We start from the raw sequence: 23812 nt of genomic DNA on the forward strand, positions 1-23812 counted from the left end.
CAGTTGCTAGCTAATCATGTAGTAGCCTAGAGAAGTTGTTTCGGGGAAGTTGCGAAACACATTCTGGGTCCGTGGCGCAGCTGGTAGCGCACCTGCATGGCATGCAGGGGGTCAGGGGTTCGAATCCCCTCGGATCCACCGAATAGCACAACGCAGCGAAAACATGAAACAGGCCTCGACTTCGGTCGAGGCCTGTTCTGGTTATGTGGGGCAGAAAAGCTTATTGGCGGGGCTTAGGATCACGCGCCGTCGATCAGGGCGAAGCGGGGCATCTCTGCGCCGTCGATGCGGACGGTTCCGGTGAACATGGCCAGGGGGCGCACCCACAGCCCGCGTTCTCCGTACAGGGCGGTGTAGACCACCAGCTGTTCCTCGGTCTCCGAGTGCCGGGCCACGCCGAGAACCTCGTAGAGGTGGCCCTTGTAGTGCTTGTATCTGCCGATCGCAATGTCATTCATGATGGGCTGACTCTAGGCTCCTTCGCCCGGCATTCCCAAACAGTCATTTCCTCAGTCGAGCCGGACAGACGGGTACCGGGCCGTACCCTGGTGCCCGGCGCCACGCACCTGTTCGAGGAGCCGGAACCCTGGCGGCGGCCGCCGACCTGGCCGGACCGGCTCGCCGACCACTTCGCCCCGACCGTCCCGCCACCGGTTGCCCGCACCGCGAGTATCGCTGCGAGTCCGGTCGACACTCGAGCGACGGGAGCCACAGAACGAACCCGGCACCGGGGGGAGGTGACTGCGACGCTGCGGTCAAACAGGCGGCAGTACGCAAATACGAGACCGAGCCGACCGGGTTCCGGCGCCCCGGACGCTGCCCGATACTGGAGGGGTGCCAGAGACTTCGATCCACGCGGAGCGCCCGCAGCGCCCTCGACCGTGCCCCTGCCTGAGCGGCAACCCCTATTCCGCGTGCTGCGGCCGGTTCCACCGCGGGGACGCGTTCGCGCCCACCGCGGAGGCGCTGATGCGGTCCCGGTACGCGGCCTTCGCGGTGGGGGAGCCGGACTACCTGCTCACGACGTGGCATCCGTTCACCCGCCCGGAGGTGCTGGAACTCGACGCCGACGTGCGTTGGCTCCGCCTCGAGATCGAACGGACAAAGCAGGGCGGCCCGTTCGACACCGAAGGGGTGGTGGAGTTCACCGCGCACAGCCGGTCCGGCGGCGTCTCCTCGCAGCAGCACGAGATCAGCCGGTTCGTGCGCCTGAACCGCCGGTGGGTCTACCAGGACGCCGTCTAGCCCAGCTGCTCCAGGGGGCTTCCAGCCGCGCCGGGCCAGCAGCCCGTCGCAGGCAGACAGTGCGACAAGTCACGCAATCTGCAGATCGTTCGCGTTCGCTCTTCTGGCCGATGCTGCTCGGGCTGACCGGGCGGAGGTGGTCCATCACGATGGTCCGCACCGCACAGACGCCGCCGGTGAACGTGCTCTGCAGCGCGTCCTGGCGGATGAGGGCCACGAACGGGTCGTCGGTGAAGCCCACCGGCAGCTGGGACGAGTGGATGTAGTACGGGTTCGTTTCGCTTCGGTTCGGGCCTGCAGGATGTCCGGGAAGCGCTTCGATCCTCCATTGCGAACCGGTAGGTGGTGCCCTCCGCCGGGGTGGTCTCCCGCTTGTCCATGCGTCCAATGGTCTCCTGGAATGAAGTACTGGACATAAGGTGTGTTGCACGTCGCGGTCACCCGCTCGCGCAGGTCCTCAGGGCAGACCCAGTCGAACGTGAGGTTGGTGAACGGCGCCCTGTAGGTGTCGACGGAGCTGAAATCCTGCGCTTCGGCCCACTCGTTCTGCATGGTGCCGAGGCGATCGACGATCTGCGCGCTGGCTGAGGAAAAATGCCTGGGGGTGTGGACTCGACCCTGTCGAGGACGCCAATCAGTCCCTCGTCGGGGAACAGCCGGTGCGCTTGTCGGCCCAAAATTTCGGGTTTGTCCATTCGCCCTCACACCCTGTGCCTCGACGTCACCATTCCTGGGGGTCCACATTCCGATAACGACGAGATGTGGTGGTGATTGGCTAAGCGAACGGTAGGAACAGGGCCGCCACGAGGGCGATGTAGACGACCACGAAGACTGCGGGGGTCAGGAAGCGCACGACGTTGATCCACGGCGCGGAGGCGATGACGCCGCGCCCGAGGGCGCTGCTCGCGGGCAGCGCGCGCAGGTCGGCCACGATGGCGAGCCCTTCGTTCGCGGATGCGATTTGAGCGAGCGCGCCGAGAATGCCCGAGGCCAGCAGGATGCCCGCGGCCGCGATGCGCACGCTCAGCTCGGCCTCCGCCAGGCCGAGGGACAGGAAGGCCACGAGCGCCGTGAGGAGGAAGATCGGAGCGAGCTGGGACACGATGATGTGCCAGCGGGCCCGGGTCCAGAGCGAGATGAGTTCGTGTTCGGTCATGGAAATTCTCCTGTCGCCGGGGCGACCGGATGGTGGCGCCTGACCCCATTCTGCCCCCTCGGTCAGGCTCGCCGGCGGCCTCCATCCCTGGCGGGGCGCCTTGAACCTCAGGTCGGGCTCGGAATATTCCCGGGACGGCCGCGGTTTGAACTTTGAATGCATTTGCATACAGTTTGTCGAATGTACCGACCACGGCGAGGAGCACGCACCAGATGAAAAAGAAGTTCGAACTCGGGCTGGATACCTTCGGTGACGTTACCTTTGACGCCTTCGGGGCCCGGTTGTCCCAGGCGGCGACGCTGCGCAACGTGGTGGCCGAGGGTGTGCTGGCCGATCAGGTCGGCCTGGATTTTTTCGGGATCGGTGAGCACCACCGGGAGGATTTCGCCGTTTCCGCCCCCGAGGTTGTTCTGGCCGCGATCGCCGGGCAGACCACCGGCATCCGTCTCGGGTCGGCGGTCACCGTTCTCAGCTCCGACGACCCGGTGCGCGTCTTCCAGCGCTTCTCCACCCTCGACGCGGTCTCCAGCGGGCGTGCCGAGGTCATCCTGGGTCGCGGCTCCTTCACCGAGTCGTTCCCGCTTTTCGGCCTGGAGCTGGAGCAATATGAGCTTCTATTCGAGGAAAAGCTCAACCTCTTCACCGAGCTGCTCACGGAGGAGCCCATCACCTGGTCGGGCGAGACCCGTGCCGGCCTGCGTAACCAGCGGGTGTTCCCGCCTACCGAATCCGGATCCCTCACCACCTGGATCGGCGTGGGCGGCAGCCCCCAGTCAGTCGTGCGCGCCGCGCACTACGGCCTGCCGCTGATGCTGGCCATCATCGGCGGCTCACCGCTGGCCTTCGTGCCACTGGTCCAGCTCTACCACCGTGCGCTGGCCCAGTTCGAGAAGCCGACCCGCCCGATCGGCGAGCACTCCCCGGGATATGTGGCGGGGACGGATGTCCAGGCCCGGGAGGAAATGTGGCCGCACTATGCCGCCATGCAGGACCGGATCGGACGCGAGCGCGGTTGGGGTCCGGTCACCCGGGAGCGCTTCGAACACGACGCCGGCCCGGACGGCGCCCTGTTCGTGGGCTCACCCGAGACCGTGGCCAGGAAGATCGCCGCCACGGCGGTGGGGCTGGGGCTCGCCCGCTTCGACCTCAAATACAGCCTCGGCACGCTCTCCCACGAGAAACTGATGACCAGCATCGAGCTTTACGGCACCGAGGTGGCACCGCTCGTGCGGGAGCTGGTGGCTGCCGACCGCGCCGACGACGTGAGCGGGTGATCGCGGAACGCCAGAGTAAGATGCTCGTCACAGTGCACGGAACGAATTCGACGGAGATTCTGCCCGCTCCGGCTTGCAGTACCCCGTCGACTAGCTTTTTTCCCACAATCTCCGGCGAATCGGTTCGACACCGGGCACGGGGCTCCGCCGGCCGGTGCGCCGAGGATGATGACACGACCGCATTCACAGCGGCGTGATACCCAGATCGGTCACCCGCGAAAACGGATCGGGCGTGGACGGGGCCCGGCAGACTGTAGCGTACTTGTGGGCATGCCGGCGCGGTCGGTGTGTCGACAGCACGAGACCCGTAGCACGAGGAGCACCCCTTGGAAACCTGGCCCGGTACTGCGTACCCGCTCGGCGCAACATATGACGGCAGCGGCACGAACTTTGCCCTGTTCAGCGAAGCTGCCCACCGCGTTGAACTCTGCCTTTTCGACGAACAGGGCATGGAGACCCGCATCGACGTGGTCGAATCCAGTGCGTTCATCTGGCACTGCTACCTGCCCCTCATCCAACCGGGGCAGCGCTACGGCTACCGCGTGCACGGCGACTATAACCCCGCCGCGGGCAGCAGGGCGAACCCCAACAAGCTCCTGCTCGATCCCTATGCCAAGGCCACCTGTGGCACGATCGACTGGGACCAGTCCCTGTTCTCCTACAACTTCGGTGACCCGGATTCGCGTAACGACGAGGACTCAGCCCCGCACATGATGCTCGGCGTCGTCGTCAACCCGTTCTTCGACTGGGTGGGAGACCGGCCCCTGCGCACGCCCTACAGCGCCTCCCTGATCTACGAGGCCCACGTGAAGGGCCTCACCAAGCTGCAGGATGCGGTACCGGAAGGACAGCGCGGCACGTACGCCGGCGTGGCGCATCCGTCGGTCATCGACCACCTGCAGAAACTCGGTGTGACCGCGATCGAGCTGATGCCGGTGCACCAGTTCGTCAACGACGGCACCCTCGAGGAGAAGGGCCTGAACAACTACTGGGGTTACAACACCATCGGGTTCTTCGCCCCGCACAACGCGTATTCCTCCACCGGTGACCTCGGCAACCAGGTGCAGGAATTCAAGGGCATGGTTCGTTCTCTGCACGACGCCGGTATCGAGGTCATCCTCGACGTGGTCTACAACCACACCGCGGAGGGCAACCACCTCGGCCCGACGATCTCGTTCAAGGGCATCGACAATGAGGCGTACTACCGACTCATGGACGACGACAAGCGGTACTACATGGACTACACGGGCACCGGCAACACCCTGAACGTGCGTCACCCGCACTCGCTGCAGCTGATCATGGACTCGCTGCGCTACTGGGTTCTCGAGATGCACGTCGACGGCTTCCGGTTCGACCTGGCCTCGGCTCTGGCCCGGGACCTCTACGACGTCGACAAGCTCTCCACCTTTTTCGAGCTCGTGCAGCAGGACCCGGTGGTGTCCCAGGTCAAGCTCATCGCCGAGCCGTGGGACGTCGGCCCCGGTGGGTACCAGGTCGGCAACTTCCCGGCCCAGTGGACGGAATGGAACGGAAAGTACCGCGACACCGTGCGTGACTTCTGGCGCGGCGAACCGTCGACGCTGGGCGAGTTCGCGTCGCGCATCACCGGTTCCGCCGACCTCTACGAGCACTCGGGCCGCCGCCCCGTCGCCTCAATCAACTTTGTCACCGCGCACGACGGGTTCAGCCTCTCCGACCTGGTCTCTTACAACGAGAAACACAACGACGCCAACGGCGAGAACGGCCAGGACGGCGAATCGCACAACCGGTCCTGGAACTCCGGGGTCGAGGGGCCGACGGATGACCCGGAGATCCTGGCATTGCGGGCCCGGCAGCAACGCAACTACATTGCCACCCTGCTCCTGTCGCAGGGTGTGCCGATGATCCTGCACGGCGATGAGCTTGGCCGAACGCAGAACGGCAACAACAACACCTACGCTCAGGACAATGAACTGAGCTGGATCCACTGGTCGGAGGCTGACCAGCCGCTGATCGAGTTCACGGCCGCCGTTTCCCGGCTGCGCCGCGAACACCCGACGTTCCGCCGCAGCAGCTTCTTCAACGGCCACCCCGGTCACCGCGCCGCGGGCGACCCGATGAGCGACCTCGTCTGGCTCACCCCCGACGGGCAGGAAATGCAGCCCCAGGACTGGGACGAGCACCTCACCCGCACGGTCGCCATGTTCCTCAGCGGCGACGGCATCCGGGAGCGCGACGTCCGTGGCCGGGTGGTGACCGACGTGAATTTCCTGGTCTGCTTCAACGCAGACGCCGAGGATGTCGAGTTCACCCTGCCCTCGGCCGAGTACGCCCCGGCGTGGGAGATCGTCGTCGACACGGCGGGCGAAGGCGCCGACGCGGTCCCGCGGCCCGCCGGGTCCCTGCACACGGTGACGTCGCGTTCCCTCGTCGTGCTGCGGGCGTATCACGCTCCGGAAACCACGCCGGACCACTCCGTCGCGGCCTCCCTGGCCGGGCTGATGACGGGGACGATCCCCGTGATCGACCCGGCGCACCTGGTCCAGCCGTGAAAATTCCGCTCACCACCTACCGTCTGCAGATCACGGCCGCGTTCGACCTGGCGGCCGCGGAAGGGGTGCTCGACTACCTGACCGAGTTGGGAGCGGACTGGCTCTACCTGTCCCCGCTGCTCGCTGCGGAGGAGGGCTCCGACCACGGCTACGACGTCGTCGACCACTCCCGCATCGACCCGGTGCGGGGCGGAGCCGAGGCGCTCACCCGCTTGGCGGCGGCCGCGACGGATGCCGGGCGCGGCATCCTGGTGGACATCGTGCCCAACCACATGGGCGTCGCGACCCCGCACCGCAACCTCTGGTGGTGGAACCTGCTCCAGCACGGCCCCGCGTCGCGCTACGCGGAGGCCTTCGACGTGGACTGGGCCGCGAACGGCGACCGGATCCTGCTGCCCGTGCTCGGCGACGACGCGCACGGAGTGAGCGAACTCGAACGCCTCCAGGTGGTCGGCGACGAGCTGCACTACTACGACCACCGGTTCCCCCTCGCCCCGGGCAGCGCCGACGGCGGCGCGGACGGCCGCGTCGTGCACGCACGGCAGCACTACGAACTCGTCAACTGGCGCCTTGCGGACGCGCAACTGAACTACCGCCGGTTCTTTTCCGTGAACACCCTGGCCGGCCTCCGGGTCGAGGTTCCGTGGGTCTTCGACGAATCCCACCGGGAGATCGTGCGCTGGGTGCAGGACGGCCTCGTGCAGGGGCTGCGGGTCGATCACCCCGACGGCCTCGCCGACCCGGGCGGCTACCTCGATCGGTTGCGGGATGCCACCGACGGAGCCTACGTTCTCGTCGAGAAAATCCTCGAGGGTGACGAACAGCTGCCCACCAGCTGGGCCACCGCCGGCACGACCGGGTACGACGCCCTCGCCGACTTCGACCGGCTGCTCGTCGACCCGGCCGGGCAGGGCGTGCTCGACGCACTCGAGGCCCGGCTGCAGGCCGAGGCCGCGGCGCCGACCGGTGACGCGCCGCCGGCGGACTGGGCCGACCTGGTGCACGCGCGGAAGCGCGTCATCGCGGACCGCACCCTCCAGGCCGAGGTCGTGCGCCTGGCCCGACTTGTCCCCGGCGGCGACGCCACCACCGAACTGACCACGGTCGACGCCCTGGCCGAACTCCTGGCCTGCTTCCCGGTCTACCGCTCCTACCTGCCGGTGGGCGTCGACGAGCTGCGCCACGCTGGCGTCGAGGCGGCTCGACACCGGCCCGACCTCGGCCCCGCGATCGAGGCTCTGCTTCCGTTGCTCGGCGACCCCGGGCATCCGCTGGCCGTGCGTTTCCAACAGACCTCGGGCATGGTGATGGCCAAGGGTGTCGAGGACACCGCGTACTACCGCTTCAGTCGGCTCACCTCCCTGAACGAGGTCGGCGCCGACCCGGGGGAGTTCGCGGTCGACATGGCCGAATTCCACCGTCGCCAGCAGACCCGTCAGGCCACCTTCCCGGCCTCGATGACGACCCTTTCCACCCACGACACCAAGCGCAGTGAGGATGTGCGCGCCCGGATCTCGGTGCTGGCCGAGATCCCGGCCGAATGGGAGAGCACCCTGCGCACCCTGCGCGCGACCGCGCCCCTCGGCGACGCCCCGTTCGAGAACCTGCTCTGGCAGGCCATCGTCGGATCGTGGCCGGCCACACCGGAACGCCTCATCGCCTACGCGGAGAAGGCGGCTCGGGAGGCCGGAACGTCGACCACCTGGACCAGCCAGAACGCGGAGTTCGAGACGGCGATGCGCGGCCTCGTGAACGCCGCCTTCAACGACCCGGTGGTCACGCAGACGCTCACCGCGTTCGTCGACCGGGTACGCCAGGCGGGCTGGAGCAACGCGCTCTCGAACAAGCTCGTGCAGCTGACGGCCCCTGGGGTGCCCGACGTCTACCAGGGCAGCGAGCTCTGGGACACCTCCCTCGTCGACCCCGACAACCGCCGCCCGGTCGACTACGACCTGAGGCGCGGCTACCTGGCCCGGGTGCAGGACGGCTGGCTGCCGCCCGTCGACGAGACCGGCGCCGCGAAACTTCTGGTCACCACGCGCGCCCTCCGGCTGCGCCGCGACCAACCCCAACGTTTCTACCGGCACAGTCCGGTCCCCGCGTTCGGCGCCGCCGCCGACCACGTGATCGCGTTCGACCGCGGCGGCGCGGTCACCATCGCCACCCGGCTGCCGCTCGGGCTCGCGGCCGCCGGCGGCTGGGGAGACACGATCGTGGTCCTGGCCGGCGGGCCGGTCGTCGACCTGCTGACCGGGGAACGCCACCCCGGCGGATCCGTCCACGTGGCCGCCCTGCTGGGGCGCTACCCGGTGGCCCTGCTGGTGCCGGCCGACGACGCCGACCTGACCCGCACGACCGACCTGGAAGGTTCCGACCATGCCCGCTGAATTCGAAGTCTGGGTTCCCAACGCCTCGGCCGTGGCGGTCGAACTCGCCGACCAGACCGTGCCGATGACCCCGCGGGGCGACGGATGGTGGCACGCACCGCGATCGGTGACCGAGCCCGCCGAGGGCCGTGCCGATGAGCCCGTCGACTACGGCTTTTTGATCGACGGCCAGGGGCCCTTCCCCGACCCCTGCTCCCGGCACCAGCCGAACGGCGTGCACGCGAAGAGCCGCACGTTCGATCCCGGCGCGCACGTCTGGCAGGACAGCGCCTGGACCGGCCGCCAGCTGGCCGGCAGCACGATCTATGAGCTGCACCTCGGCACCTTCACCACGGAGGGCACCCTCGACGCCGCGGCGGGCCGGCTGGCCCACCTGGCCTCGATCGGCGTCGACTTCGTGGAGCTGCTCCCGGTCAACGCCTTCAACGGCACCCACAACTGGGGCTACGACGGGGTGCTCTGGTACGCCGTGCATGAGGGGTACGGCGGACCGGCCGCCTACCAGAGGTTCGTGGACGCCTGTCACCAGGCCGGAATCGGTGTCATCCAGGACGTGGTCTACAACCACCTCGGCCCGAGCGGCAACTACCTGCCACAGTTCGGTCCGTACCTGAACGAGAGGGGCGACACGGGCTGGGGCTCCTCCCTCAACCTCGACGGGGCCGACTCCGACCCGGTGCGCCGCTACATCATCGACAACGCCCTGATGTGGCTGGGCGACTACCACGTCGACGGGCTCAGGCTGGATGCGGTGCACGCCCTGCGGGACGACCACGCCCTGCACCTGCTCGAGGAACTCGCCGTCGACGTCGATGTGTTGAGCGCCACCTGCGGGCGCCCGCTCACCCTGATCGCCGAGTCGGACCTCAACGACCCGCGCTTGATCACGCCGCGGGACGCCGGCGGCTACGGGCTCACCGGCCAATGGAGCGACGACTTCCACCACGCCGTGCACGTGGCGGTCACCGGCGAGACCACGGGCTACTACGCCGACTTCGAGCCGCTCAGCGCCCTCGCGAAAGTGCTCACCCGCGGGTTCTTCCACGACGGCACCTTCTCCAGCTTCCGCGGGCGCACCCATGGCCGCCCGATCGACACCGCACGGATGCCGGCCTGGCGCCTCGTCGTCAACAACCAGAACCACGACCAGATCGGCAACCGGGCCACGGGCGACCGCCTCAGTGCGACCCTCGACGCCGGGCAGCTGGCGATCGCCGCCACGCTGACCCTGCTCGGCCCGTTCACGCCCATGCTGTTCATGGGCGAGGAATGGGGGGCGAGCACACCCTGGCAGTTCTTCACGTCGCATCCGGAACCCGAACTCGGCGAGGCCGTCCGCACGGGCCGGATCGGCGAGTTCGCGCGCATGGGCTGGGACCCGGCCGTGGTGCCCGACCCGCAGGACCCGGCCACGTTCGAGCGGTCGGTACTGGACTGGGATGAGGTGTCCCAGCCGGCCCACGCGCGCCTGCTTGATTTCTACCGGGCTCTGGGCTGGCTGCGGCGGTCCCGTCCGGACATCACGGACCCGCGCTTCGGCCGGGTCGCGGTCGACGTCGACGAGAACGAGCGGTGGCTGCGGCTCTGCCGCGGCGACACCGAAATCCTGGTCAACCTGGGCACGGAGACGCGTGACGTGCCGACGGATGCCCCGGCGCTCCTGGCATCCTTCGCCGCCGTCGGCGACGCGGTCCTCTCCCGTACCCCGACCACAGTCCTACTCGCGCCGCACTCCGTCGCGGTGCTCGGCACCCCGGAGTAGCCCGAGCCCCCAGCCCCCCCCCCCCGGCTCGTACCTCGCTTCGAAACCCAGGCTCGTGGCGCACCCTATGGAAGCAGGCACACGTTCTACCGTGCGCCTGCTTCCGCACCGTGCGCCACAGCGGGCGCGGGCCTACACGGCGCCGGTTTCCGCCAGACGAGGCTCGGCGGCGTCCGGACCGTCGGCGTCGGGCCGGGTCACCTCTTCCAGCAGCTCGAGCACGTGGCGATATTCCTTGCCGGTGGCCCGGGTCAGCCCGAGCTCACAGGTGCGGTTGCACGACACGAACGCCGTGGCGTCCATCGTCGCGACATCGGCCGCCTGCGCCTGGGTGGCGGACTCTGTCAGCTCGGGATGCAGCATGCCACGGTCCCCGGCGAACCCACAGCAGCCCCAGTTCTCCGGAACCTGCACCGTCTCGGCCACCCCACCCGCGAGGGTCTGCAGATTGTCGTTGATGCCCATCCGGGTGGAGGAACACGTGGGGTGCAGCGCGAGCGATTCGATTTTCCGATACTCGGGCAGTGACGGCAGGATGCGTTCGGCCGTGAACTGCACGGCGTCGACCACCCGCAGGGGCGGCTCGTTCAGGTCACCCTCGATCGTCTGCCGCAGCCCCTCGGTGCAGGAGGAGGCATCGCAGATGATGGCCAGCTCGCCGTTCCGGGTCGCCGTGCGCAGCGCCGCGAGGGTTTTGGCCCGCATGGCCTCTTCGCCGGCCTTCAGCCCCTTCGACGACCACGGCGTGCCGCAGCAGAGCCCGTCGATGCCGTCGGGAACCACCAAGGTGATGCCGGCGCGGTCGCAGAGCTGCTCGAAGCTGACCTGCACCCCCGGAGTGCCGGCGGTGGCCGGACCGAACATGGTCTGCACGCAGGCCGGAAAGTAAACGGCCTCCGGGGCCAGGGCCGGAGCCGGGCGGGAGCGGCTGCCGCCACCACCGGGTAGCTCGCTCGAGTAGAGCGGCAGCGTGTCGGTGCCGAGCACGGCTCGGCCGAGCTTGTTGGGTACCATCAGCACCGGGGCCGGGATCTTGCGCACCACGGTGAGGGCCAGCCCGGCGCCGCGGGTGACCGCACCCCAGTTCTTGGCCGCGGTGTTCCAGACGCCGTTGATCAGCGGCCCGGTCTCGCCGCGCCGGATCTGCTTCATCATGGTGCCGGTGTTGATGTTGACCGGGCAGGCGGTCTGGCACATGCCGTCGACCGCGCAGGTCTCCACGCCGTCGTAGACGAAGTCCTTCTCCAACTCGGCGGCCAGAGCCAGGTCGCCGCCCCGGCGGGCCTGTTCGATGGCGCGCAGGGTGACGATGCGCTGGCGGGGGGTCAGGGTCAGGTCCCGGCTGGGGCAGACGGGTTCGCAGTAACCGCAGGAGACGCAGCTGTCGACCACCTCGGCGACGGGCGGCACCAGCTTGATGTCACGCAGGTGCACCTCAGGGTCGTCATTCATCAGCACTCCGGGGTTGAGCATCCCGGCGGGGTCGAACAAAGTCTTGATCTTCCGCATGACGTCGTAGAGCTCGTCGCCGTACTGGCGCCGCACATAGGGAGCCATCACCCGGCCGGTTCCGTGCTCGGCCTTGAGCGAGCCGCCCTCGCCGAGCACCAGGTCCACCATGTCCTCGGTGAAGGCGCTGTAGCGTTCTAGTTCGGTCGTGCCGGTGAACCCGTCGGTGAGCATGAAGTGGATGTTGCCGTCTTTGGCATGGCCGAAGATCACACTATTGCGATAGCTGTACTTGTCGAACAACCGGATCAGCTCCACGCAGGTGCGACCCAGAGCGGCCACCGGCACGACAACGTCCTCGAGCAGCGCCGTGGTGCCCTGCGGACGGGCGCCGGCGACGGATGCGTAGAGTCCCTTCCGCAGGTGCCACAGCTGAGCGCGGGTCGCGGAATCCGCACTGAACTCGACCGGAGCGCTGAGCCCGAGCCCCGGCATAATGCCCATGCCCGCGTGCTGCAGCTCCGCCAGCCGTTCCGGGTTGTCCGTCTGGTACTCCATCAGGAGGGCGGCGTGGTCCCGCACCACGAGGTCGCGCACGACCGGCGGAACATCGTCTAGGCCCTGACCGACCTTGAGCGACAGGGCGTCCATCAGCTCGAGGGTGGCCGCACCGGTTCCCACCAAGGCGGGCAGGGCCGCGTTGGCGGTTTCCAGGTCGGGGAAGACCAGCAGGCCGGTGACGGTATGAGTCGGCCGCGGGACGGTACGGAAGACCGCCTCCGCGACGAACCCGAGGGTGCCCTCGCTGCCCACGATCAGGTGAGCCAGGATGTCCACGGGCCGGTCGAAGTCCAGCAGGGAGTTCAGGCCGTACCCCATGGTGTTCTTCATCGAGAACTGGTGCCGGATGGTCGCCACGGAGGAAGGGTTCCCCTGCACCCGCTTCGCCAGCCGCAGCAGACCCTCGTGTAGCTCGGGTTCGAGGGTGCGGAGGCGCGCGTCGGCATCCGTCGCCCCGGTGTCGACGACGGTGCCGCTGGGCAGCACCACCGTGACCGATTCCAGGGTCTGGTAGGCGTTGTCGACGGTGCCGCACGCCATTCCGGAGGAGTTGTTGGCCACGACTCCGCCGATGGTGCAGGCGGATTCGCTCGCCGGGTCCGGGCCGAATTTGCGGCCGTACTTCGCCAGGCGGGCGTTCAGGGCACGCACGGTGACGCCGGGCTGGACCCGCACCCGGGCGCCGTTGTCCTGCACCTCGATCTGCTTGAAGTTGCGGCGCACATCCACGAGCACGCCGTCGGTGAGTGCCTGGCCGCTCAGGCTGGTGCCGCCGGAGCGGAGCGTGAGCGGCACACCCTGCGCCCGGCTGGCGCGCAGCAGCTTGCCGACCTCGCCGGCGTTGGCGGCCACGACGACGGCCTGCGGTACCAGCAGAAAATGCGAGGCGTCGTGGGCGTTGGCGTGCAGGTCGATCGCCCGGGTCTTGACCTGGGCCGGGTCTGACACCGCGGCGCGGAGGGCACCCAGCGTCCCGGCGGATGCAGGCGCAGCTGCGGGACCGGAGAACGCCTGGGCGGGGGTGACCGCCGTGCCGCGGCGGGCCATTACGGCACCATCCAGCCGAGGACCGGAGTGGACTGCAGCACGATCAAAACCGTGATCAGCACGAGCAGCCCCAGGCTCCAGCCGACCAACTTGCGGAAGAGCAGGGCCTCCGCTCCCACCAATCCGACGGCGGCGGCGGCCACGGCCAGGTTCTGCAGCGAGAGCATCTTGCCCAGCACACCGGCCGATGAGTTGGCGGCGGCCATCAGCACCGGCGAGAGGCCGGTCGAGTTGGCGGCGGTGACCTGCAGCTGCCCGAAGAGCGCGTTGGACGAGGTGTCGGAGCCGGTCAAGGCCACGCCGATCCAGCCGATCAGAGGAGAGATCACGGCGAAGAACGCGCCGGCGGTGGCGAGGTAGGCACCGAGGGAGGCGGTCTGGCCGGACAGGTTCATCACGAACGAGAGTGCCAGCACGGCGGTGACGGTGACGATGGTCCAGCGCAGTTGCACGAGGGTGTCCCCGTAGATTTTGAGGCCCTGGCGGAACGAGATCTTGTAGAGCGCCATGGTGATCAGACCGGAGAAGAGCAGCAGGGTGCCGGTGGCTTTGAGGTGGTCGAGCTTGAAGGTCGTGGCCGGAACCGGGTCGCCGGCCGCGTCGGTCACGTCGAGTCCGGGCCAGGCGAAGGTGACGCTGCCCACGGTACCGAGCCAGGCCTTGACGGCCGGGATCTGCGCGATCGAGAAAATGCCCATGATGATCAGGTACGGGGCGATGGCCTTCCACACCTGACGGGGTTCCGGGCGGGTGGTGTCGGTCAGGTCGGGGCTGTCGGCGGAGCGTCGCGCCGACTTGAGGGCGGTGGTGGGCGTGCTGCGCATGGCGGATGCGGGTACTGCCGAACCCACGGCCGTGCTCACCAGGTTCTCGGCACCGGCCAGGTCGACGTCGTCATTGAGGCCCATGGCCTCGGACGGCTGCCAAAAACGCAGCATGACCAGAACGGCGGCAACGGTGGCGACGGCGGCCACGACATCCGTCAGTTCGACGGCGAAGAAGTTGGCGGTGACGAACTGCGACAGCGCGAAGACGAGACCGGCGACCACGGCCACTGGCCAGGTCTGCTTCACGCCGCGCTTGCCGTCGACGATAAAGACGAGGATCAGCGGCACGATCACGGCGATGAACGGCGTCTGGCGGCCGGCCATCGAGGCGAGGTCCTGGATCGGCAGGCCGGTGACGCCGTTGAGGGCGATGATCGGGGCGGCCATGGCGCCGAATGCCACCGGGGCCGTGTTGGCCAGCAGTGACACCATGGCGGATTTGAGCGGCTTCATACCCGCGGCCATCAGCATGGCGGCGGAGATGGCGACCGGGGCGCCGAATCCGGCGAGCGACTCGAGCAGGGCACCGAAGCAGAATGCGATCAGGATGGCCAGGATGCGAAGGTCGTTGGAGATGGAACGGATGGTGCGGCCCAGCACCTCGAACCAGGGGGTGGCCACGGTGAGCTTGTAGATCCACAGCGCGTTGACCAGGATCCAGAGGATCGGGAAGAGGCCGTAGAAGACGCCCGCCGCCGTGGCGCTCAGCGCCTGGCCGACGGGCATCTGCCAGCCGATGACGGCGAGCACGACCGAGAGGAGCAGGCTGGCCAGAGCCGCCTGATGCGCCTTCACCCGGAACACGCCGAGAAGGACGAACAGGAGAATCAGCGGCAATGCGGCGCAGATGGCCGACAGGACGAGGGATCCGAGAATCGGATCGAGTATCTGTTGAAAGATTGGGTCTCCACACTGAGGTCGTGGTCACGCCGTCGTGACACTTCAATGATTGTCTAGCAAGTATGCAAGTAAGTCAATGTAAACTGTCTTTTTGTCTGTCAAGATGAGATCACACCTTAGAAAGGCAGGCCCCGTGACAGCGCGCGTAACGGCAACGTCGATTGTGGATGCCATCGCGAACGACCTGCGAACCCGAATCCTTGAAGGCGAATTGACTTCCGCCGCGGCCCTGACCGAGACCGATATGGCCGCGAGCTACGACGTCGCCCGCCCCACGGCAAAGGCGGCGATCGAGAAACTCGTCGCTGAGGGACTGCTGGTGCGCGGGGCGCACAAGAGCGCCCGCGTCGCCGAGCTCGGACCGGACTCCGTGCGCGACATCTACCAGGCCCGCGCCTACCTCGAAAGCGAGGTGCTGCGCCGCCTGGCCCTCACCCGCACCGTCCCCGAAGGGGCCGTGCAGGCCAACCTCGACATCGCGGCCGTGGCTGGCGGCTCCGCCCTCGACGTCGTGGAACCCGATATGCGTTTCCATACCAGTCTGATCGACGCCGTCGGCAACGAGCGGATCAGCAGGATGTACCGTTCTCTGGTCAGCGAGGTACGCCTGTGCATGGTGCGGGTGCAGTCGCTGAACCTGCTCGACACCGCGTTGATCCAGGCCGAACACCAGCGCCTGCTCGAGCTGATCGGGGAGGGCGACGGCCCCGCGGCCGCCGAGTTGCTCGACGAACACCTCGCCCGTGCCCGTGAACGCCTCGCGGCGGCAATCGGCGGCGAAGCCGGCCCGGAGGCACACCTCCCGTCATCCCTGCACCGGGGCTGAGTCCCCGGGAGACGCCATGGGCTATTTTCTCGCACCATCCACCCGGGTTGCCCTGTCGCACCTGGTGACCCTCGACACGGCCCCGGGGTCGGCGCCGCTCGAGCGGTTGGGGGCCATCCGTTCCCTGCTTTTCGAGCTCGACGCCGACCCGGCCACTTTGGTCGGTGTGCGCGACGCCCTCAGCGGGGGAGCGGGCTGGGACGAGATCGCCGACGCCGCCGGTTTGAAACCGGCTGCGGCGAAGTGGCGCTGGAGTGGCACCGATGCGGAGATCGCCGCCCGGCAGGCGGCCGGACGCAAGCGGTCCGCACGCCCCAGCGCCGTGCCCACCGATCTGCCCGGGCTGTCCGTGTCCGAGGCAGCTGCGCAGCTGGGGGTCACCGCGCAGGCGATCTACCTGAAGCTGAGCCGTGGCAAGCTGGCCGGCCGAACGGTCGAACTCCCCGACGGGCGCAGCTACAAACGGGTCTTCCTCAACGAAGACCCGGATGCCCGCCTTGACCGCGCCGAATCGGCAGCAGACAATGACCCCACCGCCTATTCCCCCGATGCACTCTGACGACGGAGCCCTCACCATGACTGATTTCTCCTCGACCAGCACGCCCACCCGGTCGATGCCCCTGTCCGATCAGACCGAGACGCTCGAGCCCCTGGAAGAGCCTCAGGCGCCCGAGGCCCAGCCCGCGCCCAGGCGCGTCGCGCACCTCACGATCACGTCCGGCCAGCGCACCGCGCTAGTCGTCCTGGTCGGAATCATAGCCCTCGCCGTGGCCTTCATCGTGATGCTTTTGGTGGGGGTGTCGAGCGAGAGCATCAACGCCCTGGCCGTATTCGCCACGCCCATCGCCTCGATGGTGGCCGCCTATTACGGCATCACCCTGAGCATCCAGCAGGTGCGCAGCGAACGCGCCGAGAAGGAGAAGGCTATCGCCCGAGCGGATGCCGCCACCGCCGCCAGCCGCGAGACCGAGGTCTGGGCCGCCCAGCTGGAATCCGGCCTGCGCGTCGCGATGGCCCAGCTCGCCGCCGCGCGTATCGGCACCGAGGCGGTCGAGAAGGCTGCCGGCACCCCCGACGGCTTCTTCTGACCGGGGTTCGATCACTCGAAGCCGCCCAGTTTCGGCTAGCCGGCCTCCTTCTCGGCGGTGCCGTTCCGCACGCGCACGATGGTCCCCCAGCAGGCGACGGTCGTCAGTATGAGCGCTCCCAGCGCTCCTAACGCGAGCGGCGAGAGGGCGAAGGCGAGGGGCAGCGCCAGAAGCAGCAGTGCGATTCCCGTGACATGGGAGATCAGCACCTCCCGGGCCACGACGAATCGGAACAGCGCCAGCCCCAGCAGGTACAGCAGAGGCCCGCCGGTGATGGCGACGGCCGTCGAAAAAATGACCGGGTCATCCGGATGCGCCAGGATCTCCTTAACGCCGACCGAGCTCAGAACAATGCCGGCGATGAGCATCGCATGTACATAGGTATACGCGAGCCGGGCGAGCCGGCCGGGGTCGGCGGCATCGGCGAGGGCTTTGCTGCCCGCGTACTCGCTGTGGTCGAAGTACAGCCACCACATGGCCGCTCCACTCACGAAGGCCAGCAGCAGGCCGAGCACACCCGGCACCGACACGTCCTGATCGACGAAGGCGAAGCCCGTCACCAGAAATGATTCGCCGAGTGCGATGATGACGAACAGGGCGCTGCGCTCCGCGATGTGCGGACCGGAGAGCTCGCCGTCGCCGGGAGTGGCCCGGCCGAGGCCCGGCACCGGGAAACCGAGCTTCGCGGAAACGAACTCGATCCCGAGTGCGGTGGCCCAGAGCAGCAACCGGTAGTCGGCCGGGAGCAGGCCGCCGAGAATCCAGAAGAGCCCGGCCACGGCGAGCCAGAGAAAGATCCGCACGAAGGCGCGGAAGAGGGCGCGATCGTGGAGCGCGAGGGCGAGCGCCATGAAGGCCGTTCGGCCCAGCTGCAGGGTGACGTAGGCCACGGCGAAGAGGAATCCCCGGTCGCCGAATGATTCGTAGATCGAGACGCTCACCACCAGCCCGACCAGGGAGAGGCCGATCACGACCCCGCGCACAGGCAGGCGGGCCGGATCGAGCAGGTTGGTCACCCAGGTGGTGTGCACCCAGATCCACCACAGGGCGAGCACCAGGATGACGGACTCGGCGGCTCCCTGCCAGGACTGGTTCTCGTAGAGATGGCGCGACAGCTGGGTCAACGCGAACACAAAGATCAGGTCGAAGAACAGCTCGATGTAGGTGACCCGATCCGCCAGGTCGGGCCGATCCGGGCGCATCAGATTGAGCCGGAGGCCAAAACGGCCGGCGGGGCGGCGACCGGTGCCGGGAGCGGAGGGGACGGTGCTGGGCGTTGCGTTCACGCACCCAGTCTGCCTCAGTCCGGCAGATGTGGGGGAGGCGGCATGGCGGCCTCCCGTGTTGCCCTGATGGGACTTTCTATGACATTCTTTTACAAAACGAACGGTCAGTTAGTAAACACGGCGATCAAAGGTGATGAAGCCATGCCCGAAGCATTCCTCGTTGATGGTGTTCGAACTCCTATCGGCCGATACGGCGGGGTGCTGGCCGGCATCCGCCCCGACGACCTGGCCGCCATCGTGCTTGCCTCGGTCGTGTCCCGGTCCGGGCTGGATCCCACCCTCCTTGACGAGGTCGTCCTCGGCGCCGCCAACCAGGCCGGCGAGGACAACCGCAACGTCGCCCGGATGGCCGTGCTCCTGGCCGGTCTCCCCGACAACGTGCCGGGGATCACGGTCAACCGGCTCTGCGCATCCGGCCTGTCCGCCGTGCACCTGGCCGCCAACATGATCAAGGCCGGCGAAGCAGACCTCGTGATCGCCGGCGGCGTCGAATCGATGACCCGCGCACCCTGGGTTCTCGCCAAGCCGGAGAAGGCGTTCGCCAAGCCGGGCGAGATCGTCGACACCTCGATTGGCTGGCGCTTCACGAACCCGCGCCTGCAAGCGCGCGACAAGGCCACCTTCTCCATGTCGGAGACGGCGGAGGAGGTCGCCGCCCTCGACGGCATCAGCCGGGCGGATGCCGACACGTTCGCCCTCCGCTCGCACCGGCTGGCACTCGAGGCGCAACGTGACGGCATCTTCACGCCCGAGATCGTGGGTGTCCCCACCCGCGCCGGACTGATCGAGATCGACGAGGGCCCCCGAGCCGACACCACGCTCGAACGCCTCGCCGGGCTGCGCTCGGTCGTGCGGACGGGCGGCATCGTCACGGCCGGCAACGCCAGCTCCCTCAACGACGGGGCCTCCGCCATCGTTGTGGCGAGCGAGGCGGCCATCGAGCGTCTGGGGCTGACGCCCCGCGCCCGGGTGGTAGGCGGAGCCAGCGCCGGCGTCGCCCCGGAGACCATGGGCCTCGGCCCGGTCCCCGCCACCCAGAAGCTGCTGCACCGCCTGGGACTGACCATCGGCGACGTCGACGCCGTCGAACTCAATGAGGCGTTCGCGACCCAGTCTCTGGCCTGCATCCGCCGGCTCGGCCTCGACCCGGAAATCGTCAACCGGCACGGCGGCGCCATCGCCCTCGGGCACCCGCTCGGGTCGTCCGGGTCCCGTATCCTGATCACCCTGCTGGGGCGCATGGAGCGCGAGGGTGCCCACCGCGGCGTGGCCACCATGTGCGTGGGCGTCGGGCAAGGTTCCTCCCTGCTGGTGGAGCGCGTCTAGATGTCGCGCGAGTTCACGACGCTGCTGGTCGAGGAGCGGCCCGACCGGGTGCACGTACAGCTTGACCGACCGGCCGTGCGCAACGCCATCGACCAGACCATGATCGACGAGCTGCACCTGGTCTGCGCCGACCTCGAGCAGGAACCCCGCATCCTGATCCTCTCCGGCACCAACGGCGTCTTCGCCTCCGGGGCCGACATCGCCCAGTTGCGGGAACGCCGGGCAGAAGACGCCCTGAACGGGATCAACTCGACCCTGTTCGGCCGGATCGCCCGCCTGCCAATGCCCGTGATCGCCGCCATCGACGGCTGGGCGCTCGGCGGCGGGGCCGAGCTGGCCTACGCCGCCGACTTCCGGATCGCCTCCACGACCGCCCGGCTCGGCAATCCGGAGACGGCCCTCGGCATCATCCCGGCGGCTGGAGCGCTGTGGCGGCTGGCCGCGCTGGTCGGCGAACCCGTGGCCAAGGAGATCATCCTGGCCGGGCGCATCCTGAACGCTTCCGAGGCGCTGGCGGTGCACCTGGTCACCGAGGTGCACGAGTCGAACGCCCTGCTCGCGGCAGCGCACGCGCTGGCCGACCGAATCGCCAAGCAGGACCCGCTGGCCACCCAGCTGGCCAAGGAGGTCTTCCATGTTCCCGCCGCGGAGCATCCGCTGGCCGACAACGAGGCCCAGGCGCGCCTGTTCGAGTCCGACCAGAAATTCACCCGAATGACCGCATTCCTGGAGAGGAAGAAGCGATGACGCCCAGCACCGTGTCCACACAGGCCCGAGCCGCTCAGTCCGTGCCCGTGCCGCACCAGGTCGGCGTGCTCGGCGGAGGCCGCATGGGTGCCGGCATTGCGCACGCGTTCCTGATGGCCGGGGCCCATGTCACCGTGGTGGAGCAGGGAGACGACGCGGCTGCCGCCGCCCGCGACCGGGTCCTGACCGCCGTCGACAAATCCCTCAGCCGCGGTAGCGTGACCGCGAGCAGCGCCGAGCTCGTCGATCGGCTGACCGTGACAACGGATGCCGCCGCGTTCGCCGGCTCCGGCCTCGTCGTCGAGGCCGTTCCCGAGGTCGTGGCTCTGAAGACGCAGGCGCTCCGCCTGGTGGAGGCGCACCTCGCCCCCACCGCCTGGCTGGCGTCCAACACCTCCTCGCTGTCGATCACCGATCTGGCCGAGGCGCTGGACCGCCCGGACCGGTTCATCGGACTGCACTTCTTCAACCCGGTGCCGGTCTCGACCCTGATCGAGGTTGTCACAGGGGAGCGCACCGACCCGGAGCTCGCCCGGCTCGCCCAGGCCTGGGTGTCCGCGCTCGGGAAGACGCCGATCCTGGTGCGGGACTCGCCCGGCTTCGCCAGCTCCCGCCTCGGCGTCGCGATCGCGCTCGAGGCGATCCGCATGGTCGAGGAGGGTGTGGCCAGCCCCGAGGCCATCGACACGGCCATGGTTCTCGGCTACAAGCATCCGGTCGGTCCTCTCCGCACGACCGACATCGTCGGCCTCGACGTTCGCCTCGGCATCGCCGAACACCTGCACGACACCCTCGGCGACCGGTTTGCCCCGCCGCAACTGCTGCGTGACCTTGTCGCACGCGGTGACCTCGGACGCAAAAGCGGCCGCGGCTTCTTCGATTGGAAGGACGCATCATGACACTCCTCAGCAATGGCACAAGCACTGACACCGGCCCTGACACGAGCTCTGACACGGTCGTTCCCAGCTACGTTCTCGACTCCTGGTGGACCCCGGACACCGACGTGGTCGCCCAGCGTGTCCTCGACGCGAGCACCGGGGCCGAGGTCGCCCGGGTCAGCAGCGACGGGCTCGACCTGGCCGCCGTGGTCGAACACGCCCGCACGGTCGGCCAGGCCTCGCTCGGGGAACTGACCTTCCACCAGCGCGCCATCCTGCTCAAGAAGCTGGGACAGTACCTGGGCGGGGTCAAGGAGGAGCTCTACGCGCTCTCCGCCCGCACCGGCGCCACCCGCTACGACTCGATGGTCGACATCGACGGCGGCATCGGAGTGCTGTTCACGCTGTCCTCCAAGGGCCGGCGCGAGATGCCCAACAGTCAGGTCTACATCGACGGCGACGTCGAGGCGCTCTCCCGCGACGGCTCCTTCAGCGGTCAGCACATCTACACCCGCATCCCCGGAGTCGCCTGCCAGATCAACGCCTTCAACTTCCCGGTCTGGGGCATGCTTGAGAAGCTGGCCCCGGCGTTCATCGCCGGCGTGCCGACGATCGTCAAGCCCGCGACGCCCACCGGCTACCTGACCGAGGCGGTCGTGCGCCACATCCTGGCGTCCGGCATCCTGCCCGCCGGGTCCCTGCAGCTGATCTCCGGCAGCGCCCGCGACCTGATCGACCACCTCGACTACCGGGACCTGGTGGCGTTCACCGGGTCGGCCGGCACCGCCCGCTCCCTCAAGGCCCACCCGAACGTGGTCGAGGGCGGCGTGCGCTTCACCAGCGAGACCGATTCGCTCAACGCCGCGATCCTGGGTCCGGACGCCGCGGCCGGCACGGCCGAATTCGACGCCTACGTCGCCTCTGTCGTGACCGAGATGACCAGCAAGGCCGGTCAGAAGTGCACCAGCATCCGCCGGCTGATCGTGCCGGCGGGCCGCCGCGACCAGGTCGTCGCGGCCGTCTCCGAACGGATGGCCCGCCGCGTCACCCTCGGCGACCCGCGCGCCGAGGGGGTCACCATGGGGCCCCTCGCCAGCACCGGGCAGCGCGACGAGGTTCTCGCCAGCGTCGCCCGCCTGATCGACGGCGGCGGACGCATCGTGATGGGCTCGGTGGACGCCCCGACCGGAACCGACCCGGGCGGCGCCTTCGTCGCCCCCATCCTGCTGGCCTTCCATGACCCGGAGAGCCCGGCCGTGCACGAGATCGAAGCCTTCGGCCCGGTGGCCTCCATCATCGAGTACACCGACCTGGACCACGCCATCGCGCTGGCCGCGCGCGGCGGCGGCTCACTGGTGACGACCGTGGCCACTCACCACCCCGATATCGCGCGCACGCTCGTGCTCGGGATCGCAGCGCACCACGGCCGGGTGCTGATGCTCGACCGGGTCGACGCGCGCAGCAGCACGGGCCACGGATCGCCCGTTCCGCACCTCGTGCACGGCGGACCCGGGCGGGCCGGCGGCAGTGAGGAGCTCGGCGGCATCCGTTCGGTGCTGCACCACATGCAGCGCACGGCCATCCAGGGCTCGCCCGACATGCTGACCGCCATCACGGGGGAGTGGCACGCCGGTGCCGCGGTACGAACGGGCATCCACCCGTTCCGAAAGTCCCTGGCCGAGTTGCGGGTCGGCGACCAGACCCAGGGCGGACCGCGCGTGGTCACTCTGGCCGACATCACGGCGTTCGCCGAGGCCACCGGCGACAAGTTCTACGCGCACACGGACCCCGAGGCGGCGGCGGCGAACCCGTTCTTCCCCGGGATCGTCGCGCACGGCTACCTGCTGGTGTCCTGGGCGGCCGGGTTGTTCGTGGATGCGGCCCCCGGGCCGGTGCTCGCGAACTCCGGGCTGGAGAAGCTGCGGTTCGTCACCCCGGTGTCGCCCGGCGACAGCATCCGGGTCACCCTGACGGCCAAGCGGATCACCCCGCGCGAGACCGACGAGTACGGCGAGGTCTGCTGGGACGCCGTGCTGCACAACCAGAACGATGAGGTCGTCGCCACCTACGACGTTCTCACTCTGGTCGCCAAGGAGTAACCCCCCAGCACCAGCTGAGAGCGCCACAGGCAGAGCGCCAGATCGGGTGTCCAACGAGTTCGACGGAGATTTTAAGGAATGAGCCGGTTTCCGGGCTGTTCTGATACATCTTCGTTAAAATCTCCGGCGATTTGGTTCGCACTGCGGGGGGCGTGCCGGGGCGCGTGCCGGGTGCCCGGTTCGCACAAGCGCGGCAGCGGTCCGAGGCGCGTGGGGGCTAACTCAGGAGATCCGTCCGGCCTGGCCGGGCATCCGCACCTGTGCCGCACTGGTCCATGGCGGCCGGGCATTCAGGGCGACGGATGTCCTGAGTTGGCCACACGCGCGAGCCGGCACCCCGACCTGACACCGGTCCAACGGCCCGACGGATCACCCGATCCGGGTGGTGCCAGGGGGCGCACCTCGTTCCACTATCGGTTGTTG

17 protein-coding genes, 1 tRNA gene and 1 pseudogene are annotated in these 23812 nt (G+C 68.6%); 13 read left to right on the top strand and 6 right to left on the bottom strand.

Going from position 1 to position 23812, the window contains the following annotated elements; genetic code table 11:
* Positions 1-65 precede the first annotated feature (65 nt).
* A tRNA-Ala gene (locus E3O22_RS10380) sits at positions 66-138 on the top strand.
* Positions 139-239: 101 nt separating this feature from the next.
* On the opposite strand, the gene E3O22_RS10385 is transcribed toward E3O22_RS10380, so the two are convergent.
* Positions 240-458 carry a DUF1653 domain-containing protein gene (locus tag E3O22_RS10385; protein ID WP_134393896.1) on the bottom strand — a complete coding sequence of 73 codons (219 nt, stop codon included), beginning with the start codon at positions 456-458 and terminating at the stop codon, positions 240-242.
* A gap of 376 nt (positions 459-834) precedes the next feature.
* Here E3O22_RS10385 and E3O22_RS10390 point away from each other — a divergent pair, with 376 nt between their 5' ends.
* A complete protein-coding gene (locus E3O22_RS10390; protein WP_241976611.1) occupies positions 835-1245 on the top strand; it encodes a YchJ family protein in 411 nt (136 codons plus the stop codon).
* A 528-nt stretch (positions 1246-1773) separates the two neighbouring features.
* On the opposite strand, the pseudogene E3O22_RS16755 reads toward E3O22_RS10390, so the two are convergent.
* Both E3O22_RS16755 and E3O22_RS10405 read right to left on the bottom strand, forming a co-directional pair.
* Positions 1774-1989: pseudogene (locus E3O22_RS16755) on the bottom strand (hypothetical protein); the annotation flags it as partial.
* Positions 1990-2020: 31 nt separating this feature from the next.
* On the bottom strand, positions 2021-2401 hold the full coding sequence (locus E3O22_RS10405; RefSeq protein ID WP_134393895.1) for a hypothetical protein: 381 nt from the start codon (positions 2399-2401) through the stop codon (positions 2021-2023).
* Positions 2402-2613: 212 nt separating this feature from the next.
* Here E3O22_RS10405 and E3O22_RS10410 point away from each other — a divergent pair, with 212 nt between their 5' ends.
* From E3O22_RS10410 to treZ, 4 genes are all read left to right on the top strand, one after another.
* Entirely contained in the window at positions 2614-3675 is a 1062-nt protein-coding gene (locus E3O22_RS10410) for an LLM class flavin-dependent oxidoreductase (protein ID WP_134393894.1), read from the top strand.
* Between the two features lie 326 nt (positions 3676-4001).
* Positions 4002-6206, top strand: a complete 2205-nt coding sequence (glgX, locus tag E3O22_RS10415; RefSeq protein WP_134393893.1) for a glycogen debranching protein GlgX — start codon at positions 4002-4004, stop codon at positions 6204-6206.
* Positions 6203-8593, top strand: coding sequence for a malto-oligosyltrehalose synthase (gene treY / locus E3O22_RS10420; RefSeq protein WP_134393892.1), 2391 nt, complete (start codon positions 6203-6205; stop codon positions 8591-8593). Before glgX ends, treY begins: the two co-directional genes overlap by 4 nt.
* Entirely contained in the window at positions 8583-10355 is a 1773-nt protein-coding gene (treZ, locus tag E3O22_RS10425; RefSeq protein ID WP_134393891.1) for a malto-oligosyltrehalose trehalohydrolase, read from the top strand. The genes treY and treZ overlap by 11 nt, the downstream gene beginning before the upstream one ends.
* 132 nt (positions 10356-10487) lie before the next feature.
* Here the strand turns inward: treZ and E3O22_RS10430 are convergent, their stop codons facing one another.
* On the bottom strand, positions 10488-13412 hold the full coding sequence (locus tag E3O22_RS10430; RefSeq protein WP_134393890.1) for an FAD-binding and (Fe-S)-binding domain-containing protein: 2925 nt from the start codon (positions 13410-13412) through the stop codon (positions 10488-10490).
* Complete coding sequence (locus E3O22_RS10435; RefSeq protein WP_134393889.1) at positions 13412-15139, bottom strand: L-lactate permease; 1728 nt, start codon at positions 15137-15139, stop codon at positions 13412-13414. The genes E3O22_RS10430 and E3O22_RS10435 overlap by 1 nt, the downstream gene beginning before the upstream one ends.
* A 103-nt stretch (positions 15140-15242) precedes the next feature.
* On the opposite strand from E3O22_RS10435, the gene E3O22_RS10440 reads away from it, so the two are divergent.
* The 3 genes from E3O22_RS10440 to E3O22_RS10450 are packed head-to-tail and all read left to right on the top strand — an operon-like array spanning position 15243 to position 17053.
* Positions 15243-15965, top strand: a complete 723-nt coding sequence (locus E3O22_RS10440) for a GntR family transcriptional regulator (RefSeq protein WP_370448399.1) — start codon at positions 15243-15245, stop codon at positions 15963-15965.
* 16 nt (positions 15966-15981) lie between these two features.
* Complete coding sequence (locus E3O22_RS10445) at positions 15982-16524, top strand: hypothetical protein (RefSeq protein ID WP_134393887.1); 543 nt, start codon at positions 15982-15984, stop codon at positions 16522-16524.
* 16 nt (positions 16525-16540) lie between these two features.
* Positions 16541-17053, top strand: a complete 513-nt coding sequence (locus E3O22_RS10450) for a hypothetical protein (protein WP_134393886.1) — start codon at positions 16541-16543, stop codon at positions 17051-17053.
* Between the two features lie 35 nt (positions 17054-17088).
* Here E3O22_RS10450 and E3O22_RS10455 read toward each other — a convergent pair whose 3' ends face one another.
* Positions 17089-18339: a low temperature requirement protein A gene (locus E3O22_RS10455; RefSeq protein WP_134393885.1), complete on the bottom strand. Its 1251-nt coding sequence runs from the start codon at positions 18337-18339 to the stop codon at positions 17089-17091.
* Positions 18340-18480: 141 nt separating this feature from the next.
* Between E3O22_RS10455 and E3O22_RS10460 the strand changes: the two genes are divergently transcribed.
* Genes E3O22_RS10460 through paaZ form a run of 4 tightly spaced genes read left to right on the top strand, consistent with a single transcriptional unit; the run spans position 18481 to position 23389 of the window.
* Positions 18481-19665: an acetyl-CoA C-acyltransferase gene (locus tag E3O22_RS10460; RefSeq protein ID WP_134393884.1), complete on the top strand. Its 1185-nt coding sequence runs from the start codon at positions 18481-18483 to the stop codon at positions 19663-19665.
* The gene (locus E3O22_RS10465; protein ID WP_134393883.1) at positions 19666-20412 is read left to right on the top strand and encodes an enoyl-CoA hydratase/isomerase family protein; all 747 of its coding nucleotides are present in this window, start codon (positions 19666-19668) and stop codon (positions 20410-20412) included. It abuts the gene before it with no gap.
* Positions 20409-21311: a 3-hydroxyacyl-CoA dehydrogenase family protein gene (locus E3O22_RS10470; protein ID WP_134393882.1), complete on the top strand. Its 903-nt coding sequence runs from the start codon at positions 20409-20411 to the stop codon at positions 21309-21311. Before E3O22_RS10465 ends, E3O22_RS10470 begins: the two co-directional genes overlap by 4 nt.
* Complete coding sequence (gene paaZ, locus E3O22_RS10475) at positions 21308-23389, top strand: phenylacetic acid degradation bifunctional protein PaaZ (protein ID WP_134393881.1); 2082 nt, start codon at positions 21308-21310, stop codon at positions 23387-23389. The genes E3O22_RS10470 and paaZ overlap by 4 nt, the downstream gene beginning before the upstream one ends.
* Positions 23390-23812: the final 423 nt, after the last annotated feature.

Origin of the sequence: Cryobacterium sp. TMT2-18-2, assembly GCF_004402245.1 — a bacterium.
In the GTDB taxonomy this organism is placed as follows: Bacteria; Actinomycetota; Actinomycetes; order Actinomycetales; family Microbacteriaceae; genus Cryobacterium; species Cryobacterium sandaracinum.

What these genes read in the sequence shown, in the direction of transcription:
- E3O22_RS10385 (WP_134393896.1), bottom strand. Translation starts at nt 458, where the DNA reads ATGAATGACATTGCGATCGGCAGATACAAGCACTACAAGGGCCACCTC.
- E3O22_RS10405 (WP_134393895.1), bottom strand. Translation starts at nt 2,401, where the DNA reads ATGACCGAACACGAACTCATCTCGCTCTGGACCCGGGCCCGCTGGCAC.
- E3O22_RS10410 (WP_134393894.1), top strand. Translation starts at nt 2,614, where the DNA reads ATGAAAAAGAAGTTCGAACTCGGGCTGGATACCTTCGGTGACGTTACC.
- treZ (WP_134393891.1), top strand. Translation starts at nt 8,583, where the DNA reads ATGCCCGCTGAATTCGAAGTCTGGGTTCCCAACGCCTCGGCCGTGGCG.
- E3O22_RS10430 (WP_134393890.1), bottom strand. Translation starts at nt 13,412, where the DNA reads ATGGCCCGCCGCGGCACGGCGGTCACCCCCGCCCAGGCGTTCTCCGGT.
- E3O22_RS10440 (WP_370448399.1), top strand. Translation starts at nt 15,243, where the DNA reads ATGAGATCACACCTTAGAAAGGCAGGCCCCGTGACAGCGCGCGTAACG.
- E3O22_RS10445 (WP_134393887.1), top strand. Translation starts at nt 15,982, where the DNA reads ATGGGCTATTTTCTCGCACCATCCACCCGGGTTGCCCTGTCGCACCTG.
- E3O22_RS10450 (WP_134393886.1), top strand. Translation starts at nt 16,541, where the DNA reads ATGACTGATTTCTCCTCGACCAGCACGCCCACCCGGTCGATGCCCCTG.
- E3O22_RS10460 (WP_134393884.1), top strand. Translation starts at nt 18,481, where the DNA reads ATGCCCGAAGCATTCCTCGTTGATGGTGTTCGAACTCCTATCGGCCGA.
- E3O22_RS10465 (WP_134393883.1), top strand. Translation starts at nt 19,666, where the DNA reads ATGTCGCGCGAGTTCACGACGCTGCTGGTCGAGGAGCGGCCCGACCGG.
- E3O22_RS10470 (WP_134393882.1), top strand. Translation starts at nt 20,409, where the DNA reads ATGACGCCCAGCACCGTGTCCACACAGGCCCGAGCCGCTCAGTCCGTG.
- paaZ (WP_134393881.1), top strand. Translation starts at nt 21,308, where the DNA reads ATGACACTCCTCAGCAATGGCACAAGCACTGACACCGGCCCTGACACG.